The sequence below is a fragment of the Emticicia sp. W12TSBA100-4 genome, from assembly GCF_040253585.1.
GTDB lineage: Bacteria > Bacteroidota > Bacteroidia > Cytophagales > Spirosomataceae > Emticicia.
The window spans coordinates 43,538-63,217 of record NZ_JBELAU010000003.1 but is presented as its reverse complement, the minus strand read 5'-3'; the positions used below and the strand labels follow the sequence as shown (position 1 = coordinate 63,217).

15 protein-coding genes are annotated in these 19,680 nt (G+C 36.8%); 7 read left to right on the top strand and 8 right to left on the bottom strand.

Annotated features, from left to right (window positions below; all coding sequences use genetic code 11):
• Window positions 1-28 precede the first annotated feature (28 nt).
• Both ABR854_RS04305 and ABR854_RS04300 read right to left on the bottom strand, forming a co-directional pair.
• On the bottom strand, window positions 29-625 hold the full coding sequence (locus ABR854_RS04305) for a hypothetical protein (RefSeq protein WP_350264128.1): 597 nt from the start codon (window positions 623-625) through the stop codon (window positions 29-31).
• Between the two features lie 123 nt (window positions 626-748).
• A complete protein-coding gene (locus tag ABR854_RS04300; RefSeq protein ID WP_350264127.1) occupies window positions 749-3,019 on the bottom strand; it encodes an aconitate hydratase in 2,271 nt (756 codons plus the stop codon).
• A 352-nt stretch (window positions 3,020-3,371) separates the two neighbouring features.
• Between ABR854_RS04300 and topA the strand changes: the two genes are divergently transcribed.
• Both topA and ABR854_RS04290 read left to right on the top strand, forming a co-directional pair.
• Window positions 3,372-5,840 carry a type I DNA topoisomerase gene (topA, locus tag ABR854_RS04295; RefSeq protein WP_350264126.1) on the top strand — a complete coding sequence of 823 codons (2,469 nt, stop codon included), beginning with the start codon at window positions 3,372-3,374 and terminating at the stop codon, window positions 5,838-5,840.
• Between the two features lie 124 nt (window positions 5,841-5,964).
• Complete coding sequence (locus tag ABR854_RS04290; protein ID WP_350264125.1) at window positions 5,965-6,663, top strand: SIR2 family NAD-dependent protein deacylase; 699 nt, start codon at window positions 5,965-5,967, stop codon at window positions 6,661-6,663.
• An 82-nt stretch (window positions 6,664-6,745) separates the two neighbouring features.
• Here ABR854_RS04290 and trxA read toward each other — a convergent pair whose 3' ends face one another.
• The 4 genes from trxA to dnaE all read right to left on the bottom strand — a co-directional run bounded on the left by trxA (window position 6,746) and on the right by dnaE (window position 11,304).
• Window positions 6,746-7,069 (bottom strand): thioredoxin, encoded by a 324-nt coding sequence (trxA, locus tag ABR854_RS04285; RefSeq protein ID WP_350264431.1) that lies wholly within the window; start codon window positions 7,067-7,069, stop codon window positions 6,746-6,748.
• A gap of 130 nt (window positions 7,070-7,199) precedes the next feature.
• Complete coding sequence (locus ABR854_RS04280) at window positions 7,200-7,490, bottom strand: type II toxin-antitoxin system RelE/ParE family toxin (protein ID WP_350264124.1); 291 nt, start codon at window positions 7,488-7,490, stop codon at window positions 7,200-7,202.
• A complete protein-coding gene (locus ABR854_RS04275; protein WP_350264123.1) occupies window positions 7,487-7,660 on the bottom strand; it encodes a hypothetical protein in 174 nt (57 codons plus the stop codon). The genes ABR854_RS04280 and ABR854_RS04275 overlap by 4 nt, the downstream gene beginning before the upstream one ends.
• A 65-nt stretch (window positions 7,661-7,725) precedes the next feature.
• Window positions 7,726-11,304, bottom strand: coding sequence for a DNA polymerase III subunit alpha (gene dnaE / locus ABR854_RS04270; RefSeq protein WP_350264121.1), 3,579 nt, complete (start codon window positions 11,302-11,304; stop codon window positions 7,726-7,728).
• A 278-nt stretch (window positions 11,305-11,582) separates the two neighbouring features.
• Between dnaE and rpmI the strand changes: the two genes are divergently transcribed.
• A complete protein-coding gene (rpmI, locus tag ABR854_RS04265; RefSeq protein WP_015030871.1) occupies window positions 11,583-11,777 on the top strand; it encodes a 50S ribosomal protein L35 in 195 nt (64 codons plus the stop codon).
• Between the two features lie 281 nt (window positions 11,778-12,058).
• A complete protein-coding gene (gene rplT / locus ABR854_RS04260; protein ID WP_064196411.1) occupies window positions 12,059-12,403 on the top strand; it encodes a 50S ribosomal protein L20 in 345 nt (114 codons plus the stop codon).
• 91 nt (window positions 12,404-12,494) lie between these two features.
• Here the strand turns inward: rplT and ABR854_RS04255 are convergent, their stop codons facing one another.
• Window positions 12,495-12,920, bottom strand: a complete 426-nt coding sequence (locus ABR854_RS04255; RefSeq protein WP_350264120.1) for a nuclease A inhibitor family protein — start codon at window positions 12,918-12,920, stop codon at window positions 12,495-12,497.
• A gap of 151 nt (window positions 12,921-13,071) precedes the next feature.
• Here ABR854_RS04255 and ABR854_RS04250 point away from each other — a divergent pair, with 151 nt between their 5' ends.
• The 3 genes from ABR854_RS04250 to dnaK all read left to right on the top strand — a co-directional run bounded on the left by ABR854_RS04250 (window position 13,072) and on the right by dnaK (window position 18,510).
• Complete coding sequence (locus tag ABR854_RS04250; protein WP_350264119.1) at window positions 13,072-13,659, top strand: DUF937 domain-containing protein; 588 nt, start codon at window positions 13,072-13,074, stop codon at window positions 13,657-13,659.
• 135 nt (window positions 13,660-13,794) lie between these two features.
• Window positions 13,795-16,509, top strand: coding sequence for an NPCBM/NEW2 domain-containing protein (locus ABR854_RS04245; protein ID WP_350264118.1), 2,715 nt, complete (start codon window positions 13,795-13,797; stop codon window positions 16,507-16,509).
• 105 nt (window positions 16,510-16,614) lie between these two features.
• Window positions 16,615-18,510 (top strand): molecular chaperone DnaK, encoded by a 1,896-nt coding sequence (dnaK, locus tag ABR854_RS04240; protein WP_350264117.1) that lies wholly within the window; start codon window positions 16,615-16,617, stop codon window positions 18,508-18,510.
• Between the two features lie 54 nt (window positions 18,511-18,564).
• Here the strand turns inward: dnaK and ABR854_RS04235 are convergent, their stop codons facing one another.
• Window positions 18,565-19,680: a hypothetical protein gene (locus ABR854_RS04235; protein ID WP_350264116.1), complete on the bottom strand. Its 1,116-nt coding sequence runs from the start codon at window positions 19,678-19,680 to the stop codon at window positions 18,565-18,567.

Here is a 19,680-nt window from a genome sequence, read left to right as displayed (position 1 = left end):
TCAAAGCTTATAAATCCTCAATATACATTTATTTACTAACCCTAATCTTAGTAATAGTATTAGATACAACTTCTTCATAATAAGCCATTACTTTTCGACCATTGATTTTTACCATTTCAGGGGTTATGTAATAATCGAATAATAGTTTTTGATTATCAGTAGTGGTAATCGAAATTGTACTTGGTAAATCACTTTCTGTTACTTTTGTTGCTCCTCTCAATACTCCTACAACCATCTGCACATTATCACTAAACTCCATTGGTTCAGTATTTATCGCTGATTTTCCGTTGATTTGTAAATCGACTAAGGCATTAGTCAAATCGCTGTTATACGTAAATGCTACATATTTACCCTTCCATTTCTTCAAAATCCCCATATTAACATTTTTTACTTCTTCAAGATTTATTGTAAAATATTCTGAGAATTTACGTTCAGGAAACTCGATGTGCAAAGTAGCCAATGGATATCCAGAATCTTCGACTTCTTTTAATATACCAAACTCATTGATGCCTTCATCAATCCTTGCTTTACTATCATTATTAAATGAGGCTGAATTACTTTGATTTGAAATAAATAATAGTGTAAAAAGAACAAAAAAGACAGTAATAATCTGAAAGTTTTTCATCTGATAATAGGTATTTTTAAGTGATTAGTTTTGGCTGTAAGTAACTCAATATAAACAATAAATACAAAAAAATGCCTCACAATTTCTTGTGAGGCATTCCGTACAGGGAGTTATTCCCTGATATTACTTATTTGCCTCAGCAGCAATCAGATTAAGTGCTGAACCTGCCTTAAACCAGCCAATTTGGCTTTCGTTATATGTATGATTCAACTTGATTTCTTCTGAAGAACCATCTTTGTGCGTAATTACCAATGTCAAAGGCACACCTTCAGCAAAAGTAGTTAAGCCAGTGATAGCAAAAGTATCATCTTCTTTAATTTTATCATAATCCGCAGGATTTGCAAATGTCAATGCCAACATACCCTGTTTTTTCAAGTTTGTTTCGTGGATACGAGCAAACGAACGAACAATGATAGCACGAACACCCAAATGACGTGGCTCCATAGCGGCGTGTTCACGTGATGAACCTTCACCATAATTTTCGTCACCTACTACGATTGTACCTACGCCAGCAGCTTTATATGCACGTTGTACGGCAGGAACTTCGCCATAAACACCTGTCAATTGGTTTTTAACTGTGTTTGCTTTATCATTCACAAAGTTGATCGCACCAATCAAAAGGTTATTTGAGATATTATCAAGGTGTCCACGGTATTTTAACCATGGTCCAGCCATTGAAATATGGTCAGTTGTACATTTTCCTTTGGCTTTAATCAATAATTTTAAACCAGAAAGGTCAGTTCCTTCCCAAGCTTTGAATGGTTCAAGTAATTGTAAACGATCAGACTTTGGACTTACCGCTACTTTTACTTTGCTACCATCTTTCTTAGGTTTTTGGTATCCTGCATCTTTTACATCAAAGCCCATTGGAGGCAATTCAACACCAAATGGATTTTCAAGTTTTACTTGCTCGCCATTTTCGTTAGTTAATGTATCTTTTGCAGGGTTGAAAGTCAAATCACCAGCGATTGCAAATGCTGTTACGATTTCTGGAGAAGCCACAAATGCGTGTGTATTTGGATTTCCATCGGCACGTTTAGCAAAGTTACGGTTGAATGAAGTGATGATTGAGTTTCTTTCACCTTTTTCAGCACCGTGTCTTGCCCATTGACCGATACAAGGTCCACAAGCATTAGCTAATACAACACCACCGATTGCATCAAACTTAGCGAGGATACCATCACGTTCTGCTGTGAAACGCACTAATTCTGAACCTGGAGTGATTGTGAATTCTGCTTTTGCTTTCACATTTTTAGCAGCAGCTTGTGAAGCTATCGAAGCAGCACGTGTCATATCTTCATACGAAGAGTTTGTACACGAGCCTATTAGACCCACATCTAATTTTTGAGGCCATTTGTTTTTGATAACTGCTTTTGCAAACTTAGATAACGGCCAAGCCAAATCTGGCGTGAATGGTCCGTTGATTCTTGGCTCAAGTCTTGAAAGATTGATTTCAATAACTTGGTCATAATATGCTTCAGGATTATCAATACACTCTTGGTCAGGGCGTAACAAATCTTTGATACCATTTGCCAAAGAAGCAACTTTTGCACGACCAGTAGCCTTCAAATAAGCTGCCATCTTTTTATCATAACCGAAAACAGATGTTGTAGCACCAATTTCAGCACCCATATTACAGATAGTACCTTTACCAGTTGCCGATAAGCTATCAGCACCTTTGCCAATATATTCAACAATTGCACCTGTACCACCTTTTACTGTTAACTGACCTGCAACTTCCAAGATAACGTCTTTTGCTGAAGCCCATCCTTTCAATTTACCAGTCAATTTTACACCAATTAATTTTGGCATTTTCAATTCCCAAGGCAAGCCTGCCATTACGTCGCAAGCATCGGCTCCACCAACACCAATCGCTACCATACCCAAACCACCTGCATTTGGTGTGTGTGAGTCAGTACCAATCATCATACCTCCTGGGAAAGCGTAATTTTCGATAACAACTTGGTGGATAATACCAGCACCTGCTTTCCAGAAGCCAATACCATATTTATTTGAAACAGAAGCTAAGAAATCATAAACTTCTTTATTTTTTTCGGTAGCAATTTTTAAATCGTCAGTTGCACCAACTTTCGCTTGGATCAAGTGGTCACAGTGAACAGTTGAAGGAACGGCCACTTTCGGACGACCAGCCGACATAAATTGCAATAAAGCCATTTGAGCTGTTGCATCTTGCATCGCAACACGGTCAGGGGCAAAGTCAACGTAGTCAACACCTCTGCCATAAGCATTAGTAGCTTCACCTTCGCACAAGTGCGAATAAAGAATTTTTTCGGCCAAAGTAAGTGGTCTTCCAACTGCCTTACGAGCAGCGGCTACTCTTTCTGGCATTCGAGCGTAAACGCTCTTAATCATATCTAAGTCAAAAACTGCCATTAGTTAAAATAATTTAAGATTTTATAGTTACCGAAATTCGATGTAATTATGAGTTGAACAAAAGTACGAAACTATGATTAATTACAGGAATGATTTCTTGCAAAAATAGAATAGAAGCAATGTAAATACAACCTTTGACGACGATTATCTTAAAAATATATCAAAAAAAGCTCAATTTTAATCAAAATCTAATCCAACAAACCTTTTTTTTGCTTTTTGGGCAAAGTTTTGTGTAATCCGAACGATCGTTTTAACAATTAAAAAAGATATTTTTTTGGCAATTTTTCACAGAAAATAGTTGTTTTATGAATCAAGGCTTATATTTGAGCCAAAATTATCAAAATCAGGATAGATGTCGAAAAATTTAGTTATAGTTGAGTCCCCTGCCAAAGCCAAGACCATTGAGGGTTATCTTGGCAAAGATTTCACCGTTAAGTCAAGTTTTGGTCATGTAAGAGATTTACCTGATAAAGAATTAGGAATTGATGTAAAAAATCAGTTTTTACCTAATTATATAGTATCATCCGATAAAACAAAGGTGATAAGTGAGTTAAAAAAATTGGCTAAAGAATCGGAAACAGTCTGGCTCGCAACCGATGATGACCGAGAAGGAGAAGCTATTTCTTGGCATTTGAAAGAAGCATTGGGCTTGACAGATGCAACTCCAAGAATTGTTTTCAGAGAGATTACAAAGAAAGCTATCACCACTGCTATTCAGAATCCACGTACAATAAATATGGATTTGGTAAATGCACAACAAGCACGTCGTGTATTGGATAGACTCGTAGGATTTGAATTATCGCCAGTTTTATGGCAAAAAATTCGTACTGGCGAACGCACCAATCTTTCGGCTGGACGTGTACAGTCTGTAGCTGTAAGAGTGATAGTTGACCGTGAACGTGAAATTGATGCCCACGATTCAAAATCATCATTTAAAGTTGTTGCACAATTTATTGTAGAAAAAGGCAAAGTTCTAAATGCCGAACTGGGCAAAAACTTTGAAAAAGAGGCCGATGCAAAAGCATTTCTTGAAAAATGTATAGGTGCAATCTTTACAATCAAAAATCTTGAAGTAAAACCTGCTAAAAAATCGCCTGCTGCTCCTTTTACAACTTCAACCTTGCAGCAAGAAGCCTCTCGTAAATTAGGCTTCTCAGTTTTGCAGACCATGACCGTGGCACAGAAGCTTTACGAAGCAGGTAAGATTTCATATATGCGTACGGACTCGACTAATCTTTCGGATGAGGCCATTGAGAAAGCAAAAACGCAGATAGAAAATGCTTATGGCGAAAAATATGTCAAAACTCGTAAATATAAAACCAAAAGTGAGTCGGCACAAGAAGCCCACGAAGCCATTCGTCCGACCGATTTTGGTACTGAAAAAGTGGACGGTGATAGAAATGAGCAACGTTTGTACGATTTGATATGGAAACGCTCGATTGCGTCCCAAATGGCTGATGCTGAACTTGAACGCACGATTGCAACAATTGGTATTTCTACAACCAACGAAGAATTAGTAGCAACTGGTGAGGTAATTAAATTCGACGGTTTCTTGAAAGTCTATCTCGAATCGAACGATGACGAAGACGAGGAGAATAAAGGAATGTTACCTCCATTGAATATCGGTCAGATTTTAGATTTGGCGATTATGAAAGCTACTCAACGTTTTTCAAAACCACCAGCTCGATATACTGAAGCAAGTTTAGTAAAGAAACTTGAGGAAATGGGCATTGGCCGTCCGTCAACTTATGCCCCTACAATTTCGACGATTATCAAGCGAAATTATGTAGTGAAAGAAGACCGCCCAGGAAAAGAAAGAGAATTTAAAGAGTTGACACTCAAAGAAAATGCAATTTCGGAAAGAACGGCCAAAGAAAATTATGGCACTGAGAAAGCTAAACTGTTCCCAACCAACGTTGGAATGGTGGTTAATGATTTTCTTGTTGACAATTTTGATGCCGTAATCGACTATAATTTTACGGCGAAAGTTGAGAAAGATTTTGATATTGTGGCCGATGGCAAAGCTGAATGGCAAAATATTATTTCAAACTTCTATAAAGACTTTCACAGTAAAATTGAGCAAGCATCAGATGTAAAATCAACAGCAGGAACTCGTGAACTTGGCATCGACCCAAAATCAGGCAAAAAGGTTTCGGTAAAGATTGGAAAATTTGGGCCGTACGTGCAAATCGGAGAAAAAGACGATGATGAAAAACCAACTTTCGTAAGTCTGAAAAAAGGACAGTTGATTGATACTATCACACTTGAAGAGGGTTTGGCATTATTTGATTTACCTAAACTCCCAAGAGAAGTTGGTTTCTTTGAAGACTTACCAATTATTGTTTCAATCGGTAAGTTTGGGCCGTATATCAAACATAACGACAAATTTTATAATATTGACAAAACTGAAGACCCTTATCTGATTGACCAAGCGAGGGCTATTGAGCTAATAACAATTCAGCGAAACAGTAATGATTTGTCTCAGCCTAAAGATTTAGGTATTTATGAAGGTTTGGCCGTGAATATCGGCAAAGGAAGATTCGGTCCTTATGTAAAACACGGCGATAAATATTATAATATTGATAAGAAAACTGACCCATCGACACTTACAGTTGAAGGTGCAATTGAAATTATTAAAGCTAAAAAAGCAGCAGAAAGCAATAAAATAATTAAGGAATTTGAAGAAAATAAAACAATTCAAGTACTTAATGGGCAATATGGGCCATACATCAAAGCAGGTAAACGCAACGTAAAAATTCCAAAAGGAACTGACCCAGCAACATTGACTTTGGAAGATTGCTTGAAATTGGCAAATGGTTGATTTTAATGGTAAATGATAAATGGTAAATGGTGAATTATGCCTTCACGTTATAAAATATGTGGCACAACTTATTAGAAATAATAATTAGTTGTGCCATTTTTGTATCATATAAATACAAGAAAATATGAAAAAGAAACTTGTAGTTTTAACAGGTGCGGGCATTAGTGCTGAAAGTGGCATCATGACATTTCGTGATGCGGGAGGTTTGTGGGAAAATCATAGTATCGAAGAAGTAGCAACTCCCGAAGGTTGGCGTAAAAACCCAAAGTTGGTTTTACAATTTTATAACGAACGCCGTGCAAAGGCCGCTGAAGCAAAACCAAATGCTGGCCATCTGGCACTGGCTGACTTAGAAAAATACTTTGATGTAAGAATCATTACTCAAAATGTTGACGGCTTGCACGAAAAAGCGGGTTCAACAAATGTTTTGCATCTTCATGGTGAACTATCAAAGGTAAGAAGCGTAAAAAACGATAATTTAATTTATGAAATTGGGGCAAAATCTATCGAAATTGGAGATTTGGCCGAAGATGGAGGACAGCTTCGCCCACATATAGTTTGGTTTGGTGAAATGGTTCCAATGATTGAACCAGCAGCTGATTTATGCCTTAATGCTGATATTTTTGTAGTAATTGGTACTTCGATGCAAGTTTATCCCGCTGCTGGATTGATAGGCTATGTATCTGACGATGCTCCAAAATATATCATTGACCCCAACATGCCCGAGGTTTCAAACCTCTATCAAAATTTGACTTTTATTACTGAAACAGCTACTGTTGGGGTTCCTGAATTAGCCCAAAAGTTAATCCAAAACTTTATATGATTTTTTAGTCTTAATAAATATTCACCAACAAAAAAGCCTCTGTCTATGAAAACAGAGGCTTAAATCTATAATAAGAATTATCTTAAACGTGAGCTTCTAATTTTGAAGTAAGGATATGCTTAGGCACTGCACCAACAATTTTATCAACCATTACTCCACCTTTAAAAATCATCAAAGTAGGAATTGAGCGGATACCAAAACTTGCTGGAACGTTCGAGTTAGCATCAACATCCATCTTGCCAACAATTGCTTTTCCTTCATATTCACCAGCAATTTCCTCAACAACTGGTCCTATCATTTTACATGGTCCACACCATTCTGCCCAAAAATCAACTAATACTGGTGTGTCCGATTTGATTAAGTCTGCAAAACTTGCATCTGTAATTTCAATTGCTTTACCTGCCATTTCTGTAAATTCCTCTTCGGAAATAAAAATATTATTTATAATTTGTTTTATTGATTGGATAACAAAACAGTAATAAATAAAAGTTCCTTTCAAAATGAATTACCTTTTCAATAAGAAAAATGCTTAGATTTTACTCAAAAATTGACTCGTATGACATCGGACGAGAAGAATGCTGAATAATTTTCTCCTCATTTCTAATTCTATAAACAATCCTGTACTGCTTAAAAATCAACTCTCTAATATCTTTCCTATTAAACTCTGTCACCATTTTGCCAATTTGAGGAAAAGTCTTCAACAACTCAACTTTCTCAAATACTTTATCTACAAACCTATCGGCTAAAACTTCTGAACTATGTCCCAAATGCTCTTTAATTAAAAGAATATCATCAAAAACTTTATTTGACCAATGAATACTAATCATTTTCCCAATTTTAGTTTTAATTCTTCAGTGGTCATTACTTCATTTTTATCATCTTGCTCCATGCCTTTTTCTACTGCACTAATAAAGAGAAGTCTTTCAACAAGTTCGTCGATAGAAAATTCATTAGGCATATTTTTAATATCGCTTATTACTCTCTCTCTTGTTAACATTTTTTTGTTATTATAGATATGATGTAAAAATACTTCTTTTTGAGAAAAAAACAAATTAGTGCTTTTTACGCTAAAACAACATTCTCTTCACCAACTAATTCTTTCAATTCTTTTACAAAATCGTTGGTTGAAGCTACTTTTTGCTTACGAGAAAGCAACATTACATCCATTTTTTCTTCGGAATCATAAACCGACATTTTGAAGTCAAAATTACCTGGGTAACGAGCCGTAGTTTTTTGAATTTGCTCTATCAACTGAGCATTTACAAACTGTAAGCCCAACGAAATTTTCACTTCTTTGAATAGTTTATTTCTGATTTCACTCAATAATTCCATGCCGAGCGGCTTGAACTCAAAATCACCTTCACGCCCCCATTTGGTTTGTATTTTTCCACGAATGAATAAAAACAATCCAACTTGCATATACTTAGAGAAATTAACAAAGTCTTGCCCAAAAAACATCATTTCCATACTTGAATTATAATCTTCAATTTTCATAATTCCGAATGGATTTCCATTTTTGGAGGTCTTGTGCATCACACTCGTTACAACCCCGCCGATGGCAAATTCTTTATTAGCGTTCAGTGGGTCAAAAACTTGGTCGAGCGGCACACAACGACGCATTTCGAGCCTAAATTCATCAAGCGGATGCCCCGAAATATAAAATCCTACGACCTCCTTTTCAAACTTTAGTTTCTGAATATCACCCCATTTTTCACATTCTGGAATTTTAGGCTTGGCAATATCAAATGCTCCACCCATATTCCCAAAGAGTGAATTTTGCCCAGCATCTTTGTTTTCATGGTATTTATTGGCGTATTTGATAATTTTTTCAATCAACGTTGTGCCTTCGGTTTCATCAAAGAATTGACCTCGATGCAAATCTGTGAAGCAATCGAAAGCACCAGCATAAGCAAAAGATTCGAGGGTTTTCTTGTTGACTGTTCGTAGGTTTACACGAGTAATAAAATCAAAAATATCAGTAAAATGACCTTTCTTCCGTTCCTCAATAATGGCATCAACTGCCGCATCACCCGAGCCTTTAATTCCCCCCATTCCGAAACGAATATCCCCTTGCTTGTTGACACTAAATTGCTTTTGAGATTCATTGACATCTGGCCCAAGTACATTCAAGCCCAGAGCCTTACATTCTTCCATGAAAAATGTAATTTTATCAATATTTCCTAATTGGGAAGTCATAACGGCCGCCATGTATTCGGAGGTATAATGAGCCTTCAAATAAGCAGTTTGATAGGCAACAAACGCATAACAAGTCGAATGCGATTTATTGAAGGCATAAGAGGCAAACGCTTCCCAGTCAGTCCACACTTTTTCAAGTGTTTTTCCATCGTGTCCTTTGGCCATTGCACCGTCCATAAACTTTGGTTTAAGTTTATCGAGTGTTGCACGGTCTTTTTTACCCATAGCTTTACGCAAAACATCGGCATCACCTTTCGAGAAACCTGCCAATTTTTGCGATAAAAGCATTACCTGCTCCTGATACACTGTAATTCCATAAGTTTCTCCCAAAAACTCTTCCATATCGGCCAAATCATACTTTACCTCTTCCCTACCGTGTTTACGGTTGATAAAGTTAGGGATATAGGCAATCGGCCCAGGTCTATACAAGGCATTCATCGCAATCAAGTCATCAAGTCTATCGGGTTTGAGTTCCTTCATGTATTTTTTCATACCATCGGATTCAAACTGGAAAACTGCGTTGGTTTCGCCTCGTTGAAAAAGTTCGTACGTCAGCTTATCGTCGAGCGGAATATTATCAATATCAATTTCTACCCCATGATTTTCTTTAATCATTCGGAGACAATCTTTGATAATCGTCAAGTTTCGCAGACCTAAAAAGTCCATCTTGATTACACCCGCATCTTCAATAATTTTCCCTTCGTATTGTGTAATCAATAATTCTGTTTCTTTTGAAGTTGAAACAGGTAAAATATTGAATAAATCTTCGGGAGCAATGATGATACCCGCCGCATGAATACCCGTGTTTCGTACCGTTCCTTCAAGCCTATGAGCTTGTTGTAAAACCTTGCCTGTGAGGTCATTACCATTATACATGGCTCTAAACTTCTTAACATTCTCAATCTCGTCGGGTTGTACACCAATATCCGCCAAGCTGCCTTTTCCTTCGAGTGGATAATTGACCATTTTCTCGAAATCAATGCCATAGGCGGGTTTATCAGGCACCAATTTCACGATATAATTGGCATCGGCCAAAGGTAATTCCATAACTCGGGCTACATCTTTGATAGATGATTTAGTGGCCATCGTACCGTAAGTAATGATTTGAGCCACTTGATTTTTGGTATATTTTTGCACCACATAATCAATCACTTTTTGGCGACCTTCATCGTCAAAGTCGGTATCAATATCGGGCATTGACTTACGGTCAGGATTCAAGAAACGCTCAAAAAGTAATTGGTATTTGATAGGGTCGATATTAGTGATACCGATGCAATACGCCACTGCCGAACCTGCCGCCGAACCACGACCTGGCCCAATCATTACGCCCATGTCTCGCCCAGCCTTTATAAAGTCAGAAACTATGAGAAAGTAACCTGCAAAACCCATTGATTTGATGGTGAATAGCTCAAAATCGAGGCGTTCTTGCACCTCCACTCCTATCTCACTGTAACGTTTTCTTGCACCTTCGTAAGTCAAGTGTTTCAAGTATTCCCACTGATTGGCAACATCATCATCATGAATTTTAAATTCGTTCGGAATCGGGAAGTTGGGAAGCATGATGTCACGCTTCAATTTTAAGGTTTCGACCTTAGAAACAATCTCGTTGGTGTTATCAATAGCCTCGGGCATATCGCTAAACAACGTGGTCATTTCCTGCGTAGTCTTGAAATAAAACTGGTCGTTGTAGAAAGCAAAACGAGTATCTTTTGATGAGCCCTCATCATCATTAAAATCTTTGGCCGAAGGCGTAGAAAATTTTTCGTTGGTATTTACACACAACAAAATATCGTGAGCTACCCAATCTTGCTGGTCAACGTAGTGACTATCGTTCGAGGCGATTACCTTAACTTGGTATTTCTTAGCAAATTTCACCAAAACCTCATTGGCTTTTATTTGCTCAGGAATATCATGTCGTTGAAGTTCTACGTAATAATCTTCCCCAAATCTATCCAGCCACCATTGAAATTCTTTTTCTCCCTCTTCTTCTCCTTTTTTCAGAATCATTTGTGGCACAGAAGCTCCAATACAGCACGTAGTGGCAATCAAACCATCTTTGTACTGGTCAATCATGGCCTTCGTGATACGGGGATATTTACCGTAAAGACCTTCTATATAACCCAAAGAGCAGAGTTTTACGAGATTTTTATAACCTTGAGCGTTTTTTGCTAACAAAAGCTGGTGAAAACGCTTGTCTTTTTGCTCTTTCGTAAATTGCTTACGATGGTGGTCTTCAACCACATAAAACTCACAGCCAACGATTGGTTTTACACCAAACTTTCCAGCTGTTGACACAAAATCAAAAACGCCAAACATATTCCCGTGGTCGGTAATGGCCATAGCAGGCATATTATCGGCTTGGGCTTTTTTGAAGAGTTTTTTGATGTCGGAAGCTCCATCAAGTAACGAAAACTGGGTATGATTATGTAGGTGAGAAAATTGCATTTTGGGAGAATTAAAAATAAAGAATCGAGAATTAAGAATGATTAGGCATTACATATTTCTCGCATTAAAACAGATTTGGTAAGTTTTAATTTTAGTATTTCAACCATAAACTTAGTCAAAAAGTGTGAGTTTTTTGAGAGAAATTTGTTTGAATAAAATTAAATCACTGATAGTCAAGTTTATAATTGAAAACATTTTCAAAAAAATTTGAAAACTCAATATCAAATCGTATCTTTGCACCCCAATTTACTTTTTGTTCAATACTTAATGTTTTAGCGATGCCAAAGCAAAAAACCAATTCTGGAGCGAAAAAACGCTTCAAAATTACAGGAACAGGTAAGATTAAGCGTAAACACGCTTTCCATAGCCACATCCTAACAAAAAAATCTAACAAACGTAAAAGAAACTTGGTTTCTGCAACGCTTGTAAGTGCCGCAGATACAGACCGTATCGAAGGCTTATTATGTATGTAATTTGATAAATTAAGAATTGAGAATGTAGAATTAAGAATGTTTTTCTAAATTTTCGTATTCAGTTTTTAAGATTTCAAATTAAAGTACATGGTTAAATGCAGTTCAAAAATTGATACTGCTTATGTTTCACCCGACAAATGGCAACGAAAGAGTTATGAACGGTTCACCGTTGCGATTCTGAATTATGAGTTATGAGTTGAAGAATCTAACCATTCTTAATTCTTAATTCTCAATTCTTAATTAAAATAGCCGCCAACGTCAAAAAACTAAAAAACAAAAAAATGCCAAGAAGTGTCAATCACGTAGCGTCAAGAGCGAGACGTAAAAAAGTCCTAAAATTAGCCAAAGGTTATTACGGACGTAGAAAAAATGTTTGGACGGTTGCGAAAAATGCCGTTGAAAAAGGTTTAGTTTATGCCTATTCAGGTCGTAAACAAAAGAAAAGAAGTTATCGTCGTTTGTGGATTGTTCGTATCAACGCTGGTGTGCGTCCTCTCGGAATGTCATACTCTGTTTTGATTGACAAACTCGCAAAGGCAGGCATCGAACTTAACAGAAAAGTATTGGCCGACTTAGCAATGAACCATTACGATGCGTTCAAAGCGGTTGTTGACAAAGTGAAATAACCCCTAATTCCTAAAGGAAATAAAGGTTAGTTTATAATGTAAAAAGCATCAAGTTAAACTTGATGCTTTTTTATGACTCTGCATGAAAGGCCTAAGTTTCAATTATCAAAGTTTTCAAACCTTTCCATTTCCCTTCATTATCTTGTCCAATTAAGTAGGCTTCAAATTCCACTCTGTTTCCAGCTCGTAAATACTCTATATTGATGAGGTTTTCCGTAACTAAATCTTTAATTTTCAAAAATTTAGCTGCTCTTTCTTTTTCAAAATCAGTCCACCATTCTTTTTCAGTGATTATTGATTCGAAAAATTTTTCCCAAGGTAAAACCTCTACTCTAACTGCTGGTGTCACACCAATATATTTCCTAAAAAGAATTGTATCAAAAGGAGCAGGATTGTCGGCTTGCCAATCAATTACTTTTATTTTTTCATCTGATTCGCTCGGATATAATAGACCATTGACACCTTTCGTCAAAATTTCGACAAGTGTTTTTTCTGAATTTTGGTTGATTTCGCTCACTTTTTTTGGTTAGTAAAATTTCTTTTGTACTTTTCGTTACCTTTCAATGGTTTGTGTGTCAAATATCCGAAAATAATTCCAATATATTTGGAAAAAAATGTAAGTAAAATAGTAATATTGTGCCAATTAAAAACCATTAAATCAAAAAAAAATGTTAGAAGTATTGCAAGGTCTTATTCAACAAGCTGGTCAAAGTGCTGTCGTTCAAAACCCAGAAGTTCCAAATGAGCATAATGAAGGTGTTATGGGCGAAGTAATGCAGGGTCTTATGGGAGGACTTTCAAATCAAGCGAATTCACAAGGTGGTCTTGGAAGCTTAATCGGATTACTCGGCGGAGGTGCTGGTAATGGTGGCAACTTAATGTCGAATCCAATTGTTGGAAGCATTGCTCAAAGTGTAGTTGGCAACCTTATGGAAAAATTCGGATTGTCAAATTCGGCTGCTGCCGGAGTAGTTGGAAGTATGTTGCCATCTGTATTAGGAGGGCTTATTAACAAAACAAACGACCCAAATGATGATTCCATTGACATGGGTGGTTTAATGGGGTCTATTACAGGTGGAAAAACAAACGGTATTGATTTCGGAAGCCTACTTAGTCAAGGAGCAGGTGCTTTGGCTGATGGCAAATTAGATATGAATGATTTAATGAATATCGCAGGAAGTGCGATGGGCGGCCAAAAACAACAAGGTGGCGGTGGCTTAGGAAGCCTTCTTGGAGGCCTATTTGGCGGCAAATAAGATAATCAGCCTTAAATTAGCGTAGTTAGTTGAATATATCTGACCATTAAATAAATAATGGAATTGATATATTCAATTGGCTACGCTTTTTTTGTAAATTTGGATTAGCATTTGATTATTATAAATAACTACTACATGAAATTTGTAGCTCCACTCACTCTATTGTTATTATCGTTTGTTTCTGTTGGTCAGATAAGCATAACATTTCCAATGGAAAAAGCGGTCTTCCAAAGAAATCAAAATAACACTTCTAATATTTATATAGCGGGAAGCTATACGTCAAATATTTCTTCTGCCGAAGCTCGCTTTATAAACGCCACAAATAGTCAGGTTGTTATTGACTGGACAACCTTCACCACTAACATTAATGGAGGAATTTTTAGTGGGTATGTAGCTAATGTTCCTGGAGGTTGGTATATTGTGGAAGTTAGAGGAAAATTGGGAACGAATATTATTGGTACAGCAACCATCAATCGACTTGGTGTAGGTGAAGTATTCTTGATTGCGGGGCAATCAAATGCACAAGGGAGAGAGGGTAATTGGAGTGAAGTTGGAGCTAACGATGAGCGTGTACTAACCCACAACGAATTATCATGGTATGATATTTCAATTCAGCAGTGCGATAAAAAAACACCTAATTATCCTTCTTTCACTCAGATATTTAGCAATGGTGATACTCGAAGTTTTTTATCGAAGACAGGTTTCAATCCTTGGTGCTACGGAAAACTGGGTGATAATTTAACAGCAAAATTAGGTGTTCCTATAGTTTTTTTCAATGCTGCGGCAACAAACACCACATCATATAACTGGAAAGAAAGCTCAGACGGTCAACCAACACAGAACTTTTTTGACCCATTGCAATTTAGTTATTGTAATGCGGTTGGAGTTCCTTATTCTGGATTAGAAAGAACAATTAATTATTACGCATCAATATTTGGTGTAAGAGCAATTTTATGGCATCAAGGTGAAACTGATAATAGTGCAAATACTTCGGAATCCAATTATTATTCAAATGTAAATCATATTATAAATAAAACTCGTTCAGAATTAGGTAATATACCTTGGGTCATTTCTCGTGCTTCTGTCAATAATAAATATGCAAATGGTGGTGCAGGAAACCCAAACTATAATATTATTAATGCACAAAATTCATTGGTCAATAGTAGCAATAAGGTTTACCCAGGGCCTTCAACGGATGATATTTTGGGTTCCAATCGTTTGGATGAAGTTCACTTTTACGGTGCAGGGCTTATAGAATTGGCTAACAGATGGGATTCTGCACTAAGCAATGATTTTTTCAATGATGCAACTCCAATCACCGCAAAAGTGTTTCCTCAACTATCGGTAAGTTGTCATTCCGCAACTGAACTCCGAATTACAGCCCCCGCTGGCTATAATTCATATAAATGGGTACGTATTGATACTGGAAATGAGGATTATGAAGATCCTACCGAAGCCACCTCCCAATTTATTGACCGTTCATCTGGTACGTATCGTTGCTATGTAACAGATGCTCAAGGAAATATTACTTTTACACAGCCAGTGACAGTTCAGAATGTTGGTTCGCAGTGCAGTTGTGTAGGTATAACTACTTGCTCGGGAGTTACTTATTTATCAGATGTAGCGGCTTGTAGCTCATCAAATGGTTGGGGTCCAGTAGAAATGGATAAAAGTAACGGAGAAAATGGAGCAGGTGATGGAACAACTCTTAAATTAAGAGGAACAAGTTTTTCAAAAGGCATAGGTACGCATGCAAATTCAACAATTATTTACAGGCTAAATAACAATTTCGGCAGATTTATTTCTTCGATTGGCATTGATGATGAGGTGGCCTCCGCAAGTGCAGGAACAACCGTGATTTTTAAGGTTTATAAAGACAATCAATTAACATATACAAGTGGCACCCTCAATAAAAATAGTTCTATCGTAAAAATCAATTTAGATGTTGCGGGGGTAAATGAACTCAAACTCGAAGTCAATGATGCTGGCGATAATAACTTTGCAGACCATGCTGACTGGGCAAATGCTCGATTGCATTGTGTAGATACCCAAGCTCCCTCCGCACCTACTTCATTAGTTGAAAGCTTACTTTCTCAAAACTGTGTAACACTTTCATGGAATGCTTCTACCGATAATATGGAGGTAGAAAAATATAATATCTACCAAGATGGAGCTTTAATTGGTAGTGTTGAAGCACCAATAACAACTTTCAAAATAACTGGACTCAATCCGTTGTATTATTATACATTTGTAGTAAAAGCAGTTGATTATTCAGGTAATATTTCAAACCAAAGTAATTTGGTAGAAATTGTTACATTACAAAATTTAATCATATCAAACTCCAATAAAATCATCAATAAAGGCCAATCAAGTTCATTATTGGCTTTTGGTTGTTTTGGAGGAACCGTTACCTGGTCAAACGGCTCATCGGCAAATCCTTTAGTAGTTAGTCCAACAGACACAACAATTTACAGCGTTACTTGCAAAGTTGGCGATTGTACAAGTGCTGCCACCCGAGATACTGTTAAAGTTATTCCAGACTGCAAAAGTATCTATTCATTAGTAAAAAATAAAGATAACTATACTGGTGCAAGCACGTCGCTGACTTTCAATGCCTCACAAACTATTTCAGCAACAAATATTATCTCTTCAAGTGCGAAAGTAAATTACAATGCGGCCAAATCAGTAACACTACTTCCCGGATTTTCTGTAGATTCAGGAACTGTATTTAGAGCAAATATTGCTGGTTGTCCAAGCACGCCGAGTCTTCCAAGTTCAGCTGCTGACAATTTGGAAGTTTTACCAATAATTGAGACAAAATTAAGACCATCAAGGAAATTGACACAATAGTTATCTGACAATCTGTCAGTATTTGCTGCCAAATTTATGCTTGGCATTTCAATTGTTGAGATAAATAATTGAAATAAATTGATTAAAAATACTGACACAAAAAACATGGGAAAAATTATTGGAATTGACTTAGGAACAACAAACTCGTGCGTTGCTGTGATGGAAGGAAACGAGCCAGTTGTTATTGCAAACAGCGAAGGTGCTCGTACTACCCCTTCGATTGTAGCATTTTTAGAGAATGGAGAAAAGAAAATTGGAGCACCTGCCAAACGTCAAGCTATCACTAATCCTAAAAATACGATTTCTTCTATCAAACGTTTTATGGGAAAACGTTTTACAGAAGTTGGAAGTGAATTAAAAACAATTGCTTATGATGTTGAACAAGGAGCAAATAATACTCCACGTGTACGCATCGGCGATAGATTATATACTCCTCAAGAAATTTCGGCATCTATTCTTCAAAAAATGAAGCAAACTGCCGAAGACTATCTTGGCACAACTATTACAGAGGCTGTTATCACTGTTCCAGCATACTTTAACGATGCAGAGCGTCAAGCAACTAAAGAAGCGGGTACAATCGCTGGTTTAGATGTAAAACGTATCATCAACGAACCAACGGCTGCGGCCTTGGCGTATGGTCTCGACAAGCAAGGTAAAGATATTACAGTTGCGGTCTTTGACTTAGGTGGTGGTACTTTTGACGTTTCGATTCTTGAATTGGGCGATGGTGTATTTGAAGTAAAATCAACTGATGGTGATACTCACCTCGGTGGTGATGACTTTGACCAAGTAATTATCGAATGGTTGGCAGAAGAATTTAAAAAAGATGAAGGTATTGACCTCCGTCAAGACGCAATGGCTTTACAACGCTTGAAAGAAGCAGCTGAAAGAGCTAAAATCGAACTTTCGAGTTCAGCACAAACTGAAATCAATTTGCCTTATATTTTCCCAGTAAATGGAATTCCTAAACACTTGGTAAGAAACCTTTCAAGAGCGAAATTTGAGCAGTTGTCTGATAACCTTATTCAACGTGCGATGGAGCCTTGTAAGCGTGCCATGAAAAATGCAGGCTTGAATATCAGTGATATTGATGAAGTTATTTTAGTTGGTGGTTCGACTCGTATCCCTAAGGTTCAAGAAGAAGTTGAGAAATTCTTTGGCAAAAAACCATCGAAAAATGTAAACCCTGATGAAGCTGTTGCTATCGGAGCGGCAGTTCAAGGTGGAGTTTTGACTGGCGAAGTAAAAGATATTTTGTTGCTTGACGTTATTCCATTATCACTTGGTATCGAAACTTTGGGTGGTGTATTTACAAAAATGATTGAGTCGAACACAACGATTCCAACCAAGAAAACTGAAACATTCTCAACAGCGGCTGATAACCAACCATCTGTTGAGTTACATATCCTGCAAGGTGAACGCCCAATGGCAACGCAAAACCGTACTCTCGGACGCTTCCATTTAGATGGTATTCCACCAGCACCACGTGGTGTACCTCAAGTAGAAGTAATGTTTGATGTTGATGCCAACGGTATCTTGAACGTTACGGCTAAAGATAAAGGAACAGGCAAAGAGCAAAAAATCAGAATTGAAGCATCTTCGGGCTTATCTGACGCAGAAATCCAAAAAATGCGTGATGAAGCAAAAGCAAACGAAGAAGCCGACAAAGCTGAAAAAGAAAAAGTAGAGAAAGTGAATGCGGCTGATACCATGATTTTCCAAACTGAAAAACAGTTGAAAGAATATGGTGACAAACTTTCAGAAGGCAACAAATCTGCAATTGAAGGTGCACTAACTGAATTGAGAGCCGCTCACGGCACGAAAGATTTAGCTGCGATTGATTCTGCAATGGAAAAAATAAATGCGGCATGGCAGGCTGCTTCGCAAGAAATGTATGCTGCTGGTGCAACTCCAGGAGCAGACGGTGGTCAACAAGCAGGTGGTAGCACTGCAACTGCTGACGAAGGTGTAACTGACGTAAACTTTGAAGAAGTAAAGTAATTTCTTCAAGAATTCATACAAAAGCCCCCTTTTCGAGAGAATTGGGGGCTTTTTTTATATCTGATGATAATACTTTTTACAGAAAATAAGTATTGACAACACCAAATAAGCAAGGCTAACAATAGTCCTAAGTCCGAATTGTATCAATACTACACCAACGAAAAGTAAAATAAATATCTTATATAAAAATGATTTCATATTCAGTGAAATCATTAATAGTAAGGACTTTAGGAGTAAACAAGTAGCAACAAGAATAAAGAAACTATTCAAGAAAACTGCCCAATCGAAAAGTAACTTTATTGCAATTATTTCGGGTAAAACTAAGATGATAATAGTTAAAATCCATTGCGAAAATGTAGTGGAAAGCTTGGTTGGAAAATTCAAAATAAAACTTAAATATTGACGCTCGAAACGGTAAATTTCAAAAATCAAGGCTGCATTCGATAAAGATATAAATAATGTAATCAATGCCCCCAAAGCAGATTGATTAAAATCTGATAATAATTCAGTCAACCCAAATATAAGTAAGACAGCAAAAAACTTACTAATCAAAAAAGTAAGCAAATGTTTATCAAAAATTTGAACAAACGTAATCATCAGCAGACTTTTCTTCCATTTCTTTATAAATTTCAGTAATAAACCGCCATTGTAAGCCTTAATAGGTGTATTTATTAGATGTATGTAAGATAAAGTACAAAGTAAACTTACACCAAATACAAAGCAAAGAAAAATTATCGGCAACAGATAATAATCATATACAAAGCCAACGATTATCGAAAAAATAATATAGAGAATAATTGGAAAAGAAATGAGTAATTGGGTAATAAACCAACTTTTTAGCTGCTCAGACTTACTTAAAGAATTGGCACTATAAAACAAAAAAAAGTTGCACGGTAAATAGATTTGTGCTGAAATATAGTTGTAACCTTTGAGCGTAAAAATCAGAAAAACGAACATCATCAAAACCGCCAAAATTGGTGAACTAATGATAGTCAAAATAAAACTTAGGTTATAGAAAATAGTTTCTTGTGTAGTAATGTGGTCATCGCTAAGTACCTGAATATAAAACAGATAAGTCAGAATTGTTCCAAATAAAAACAATAACTGACCTGAATGAACTTTATAAAAACCTTTAACAAAAATTTTGTAGAGAATTTGAGTAAGAGCCAT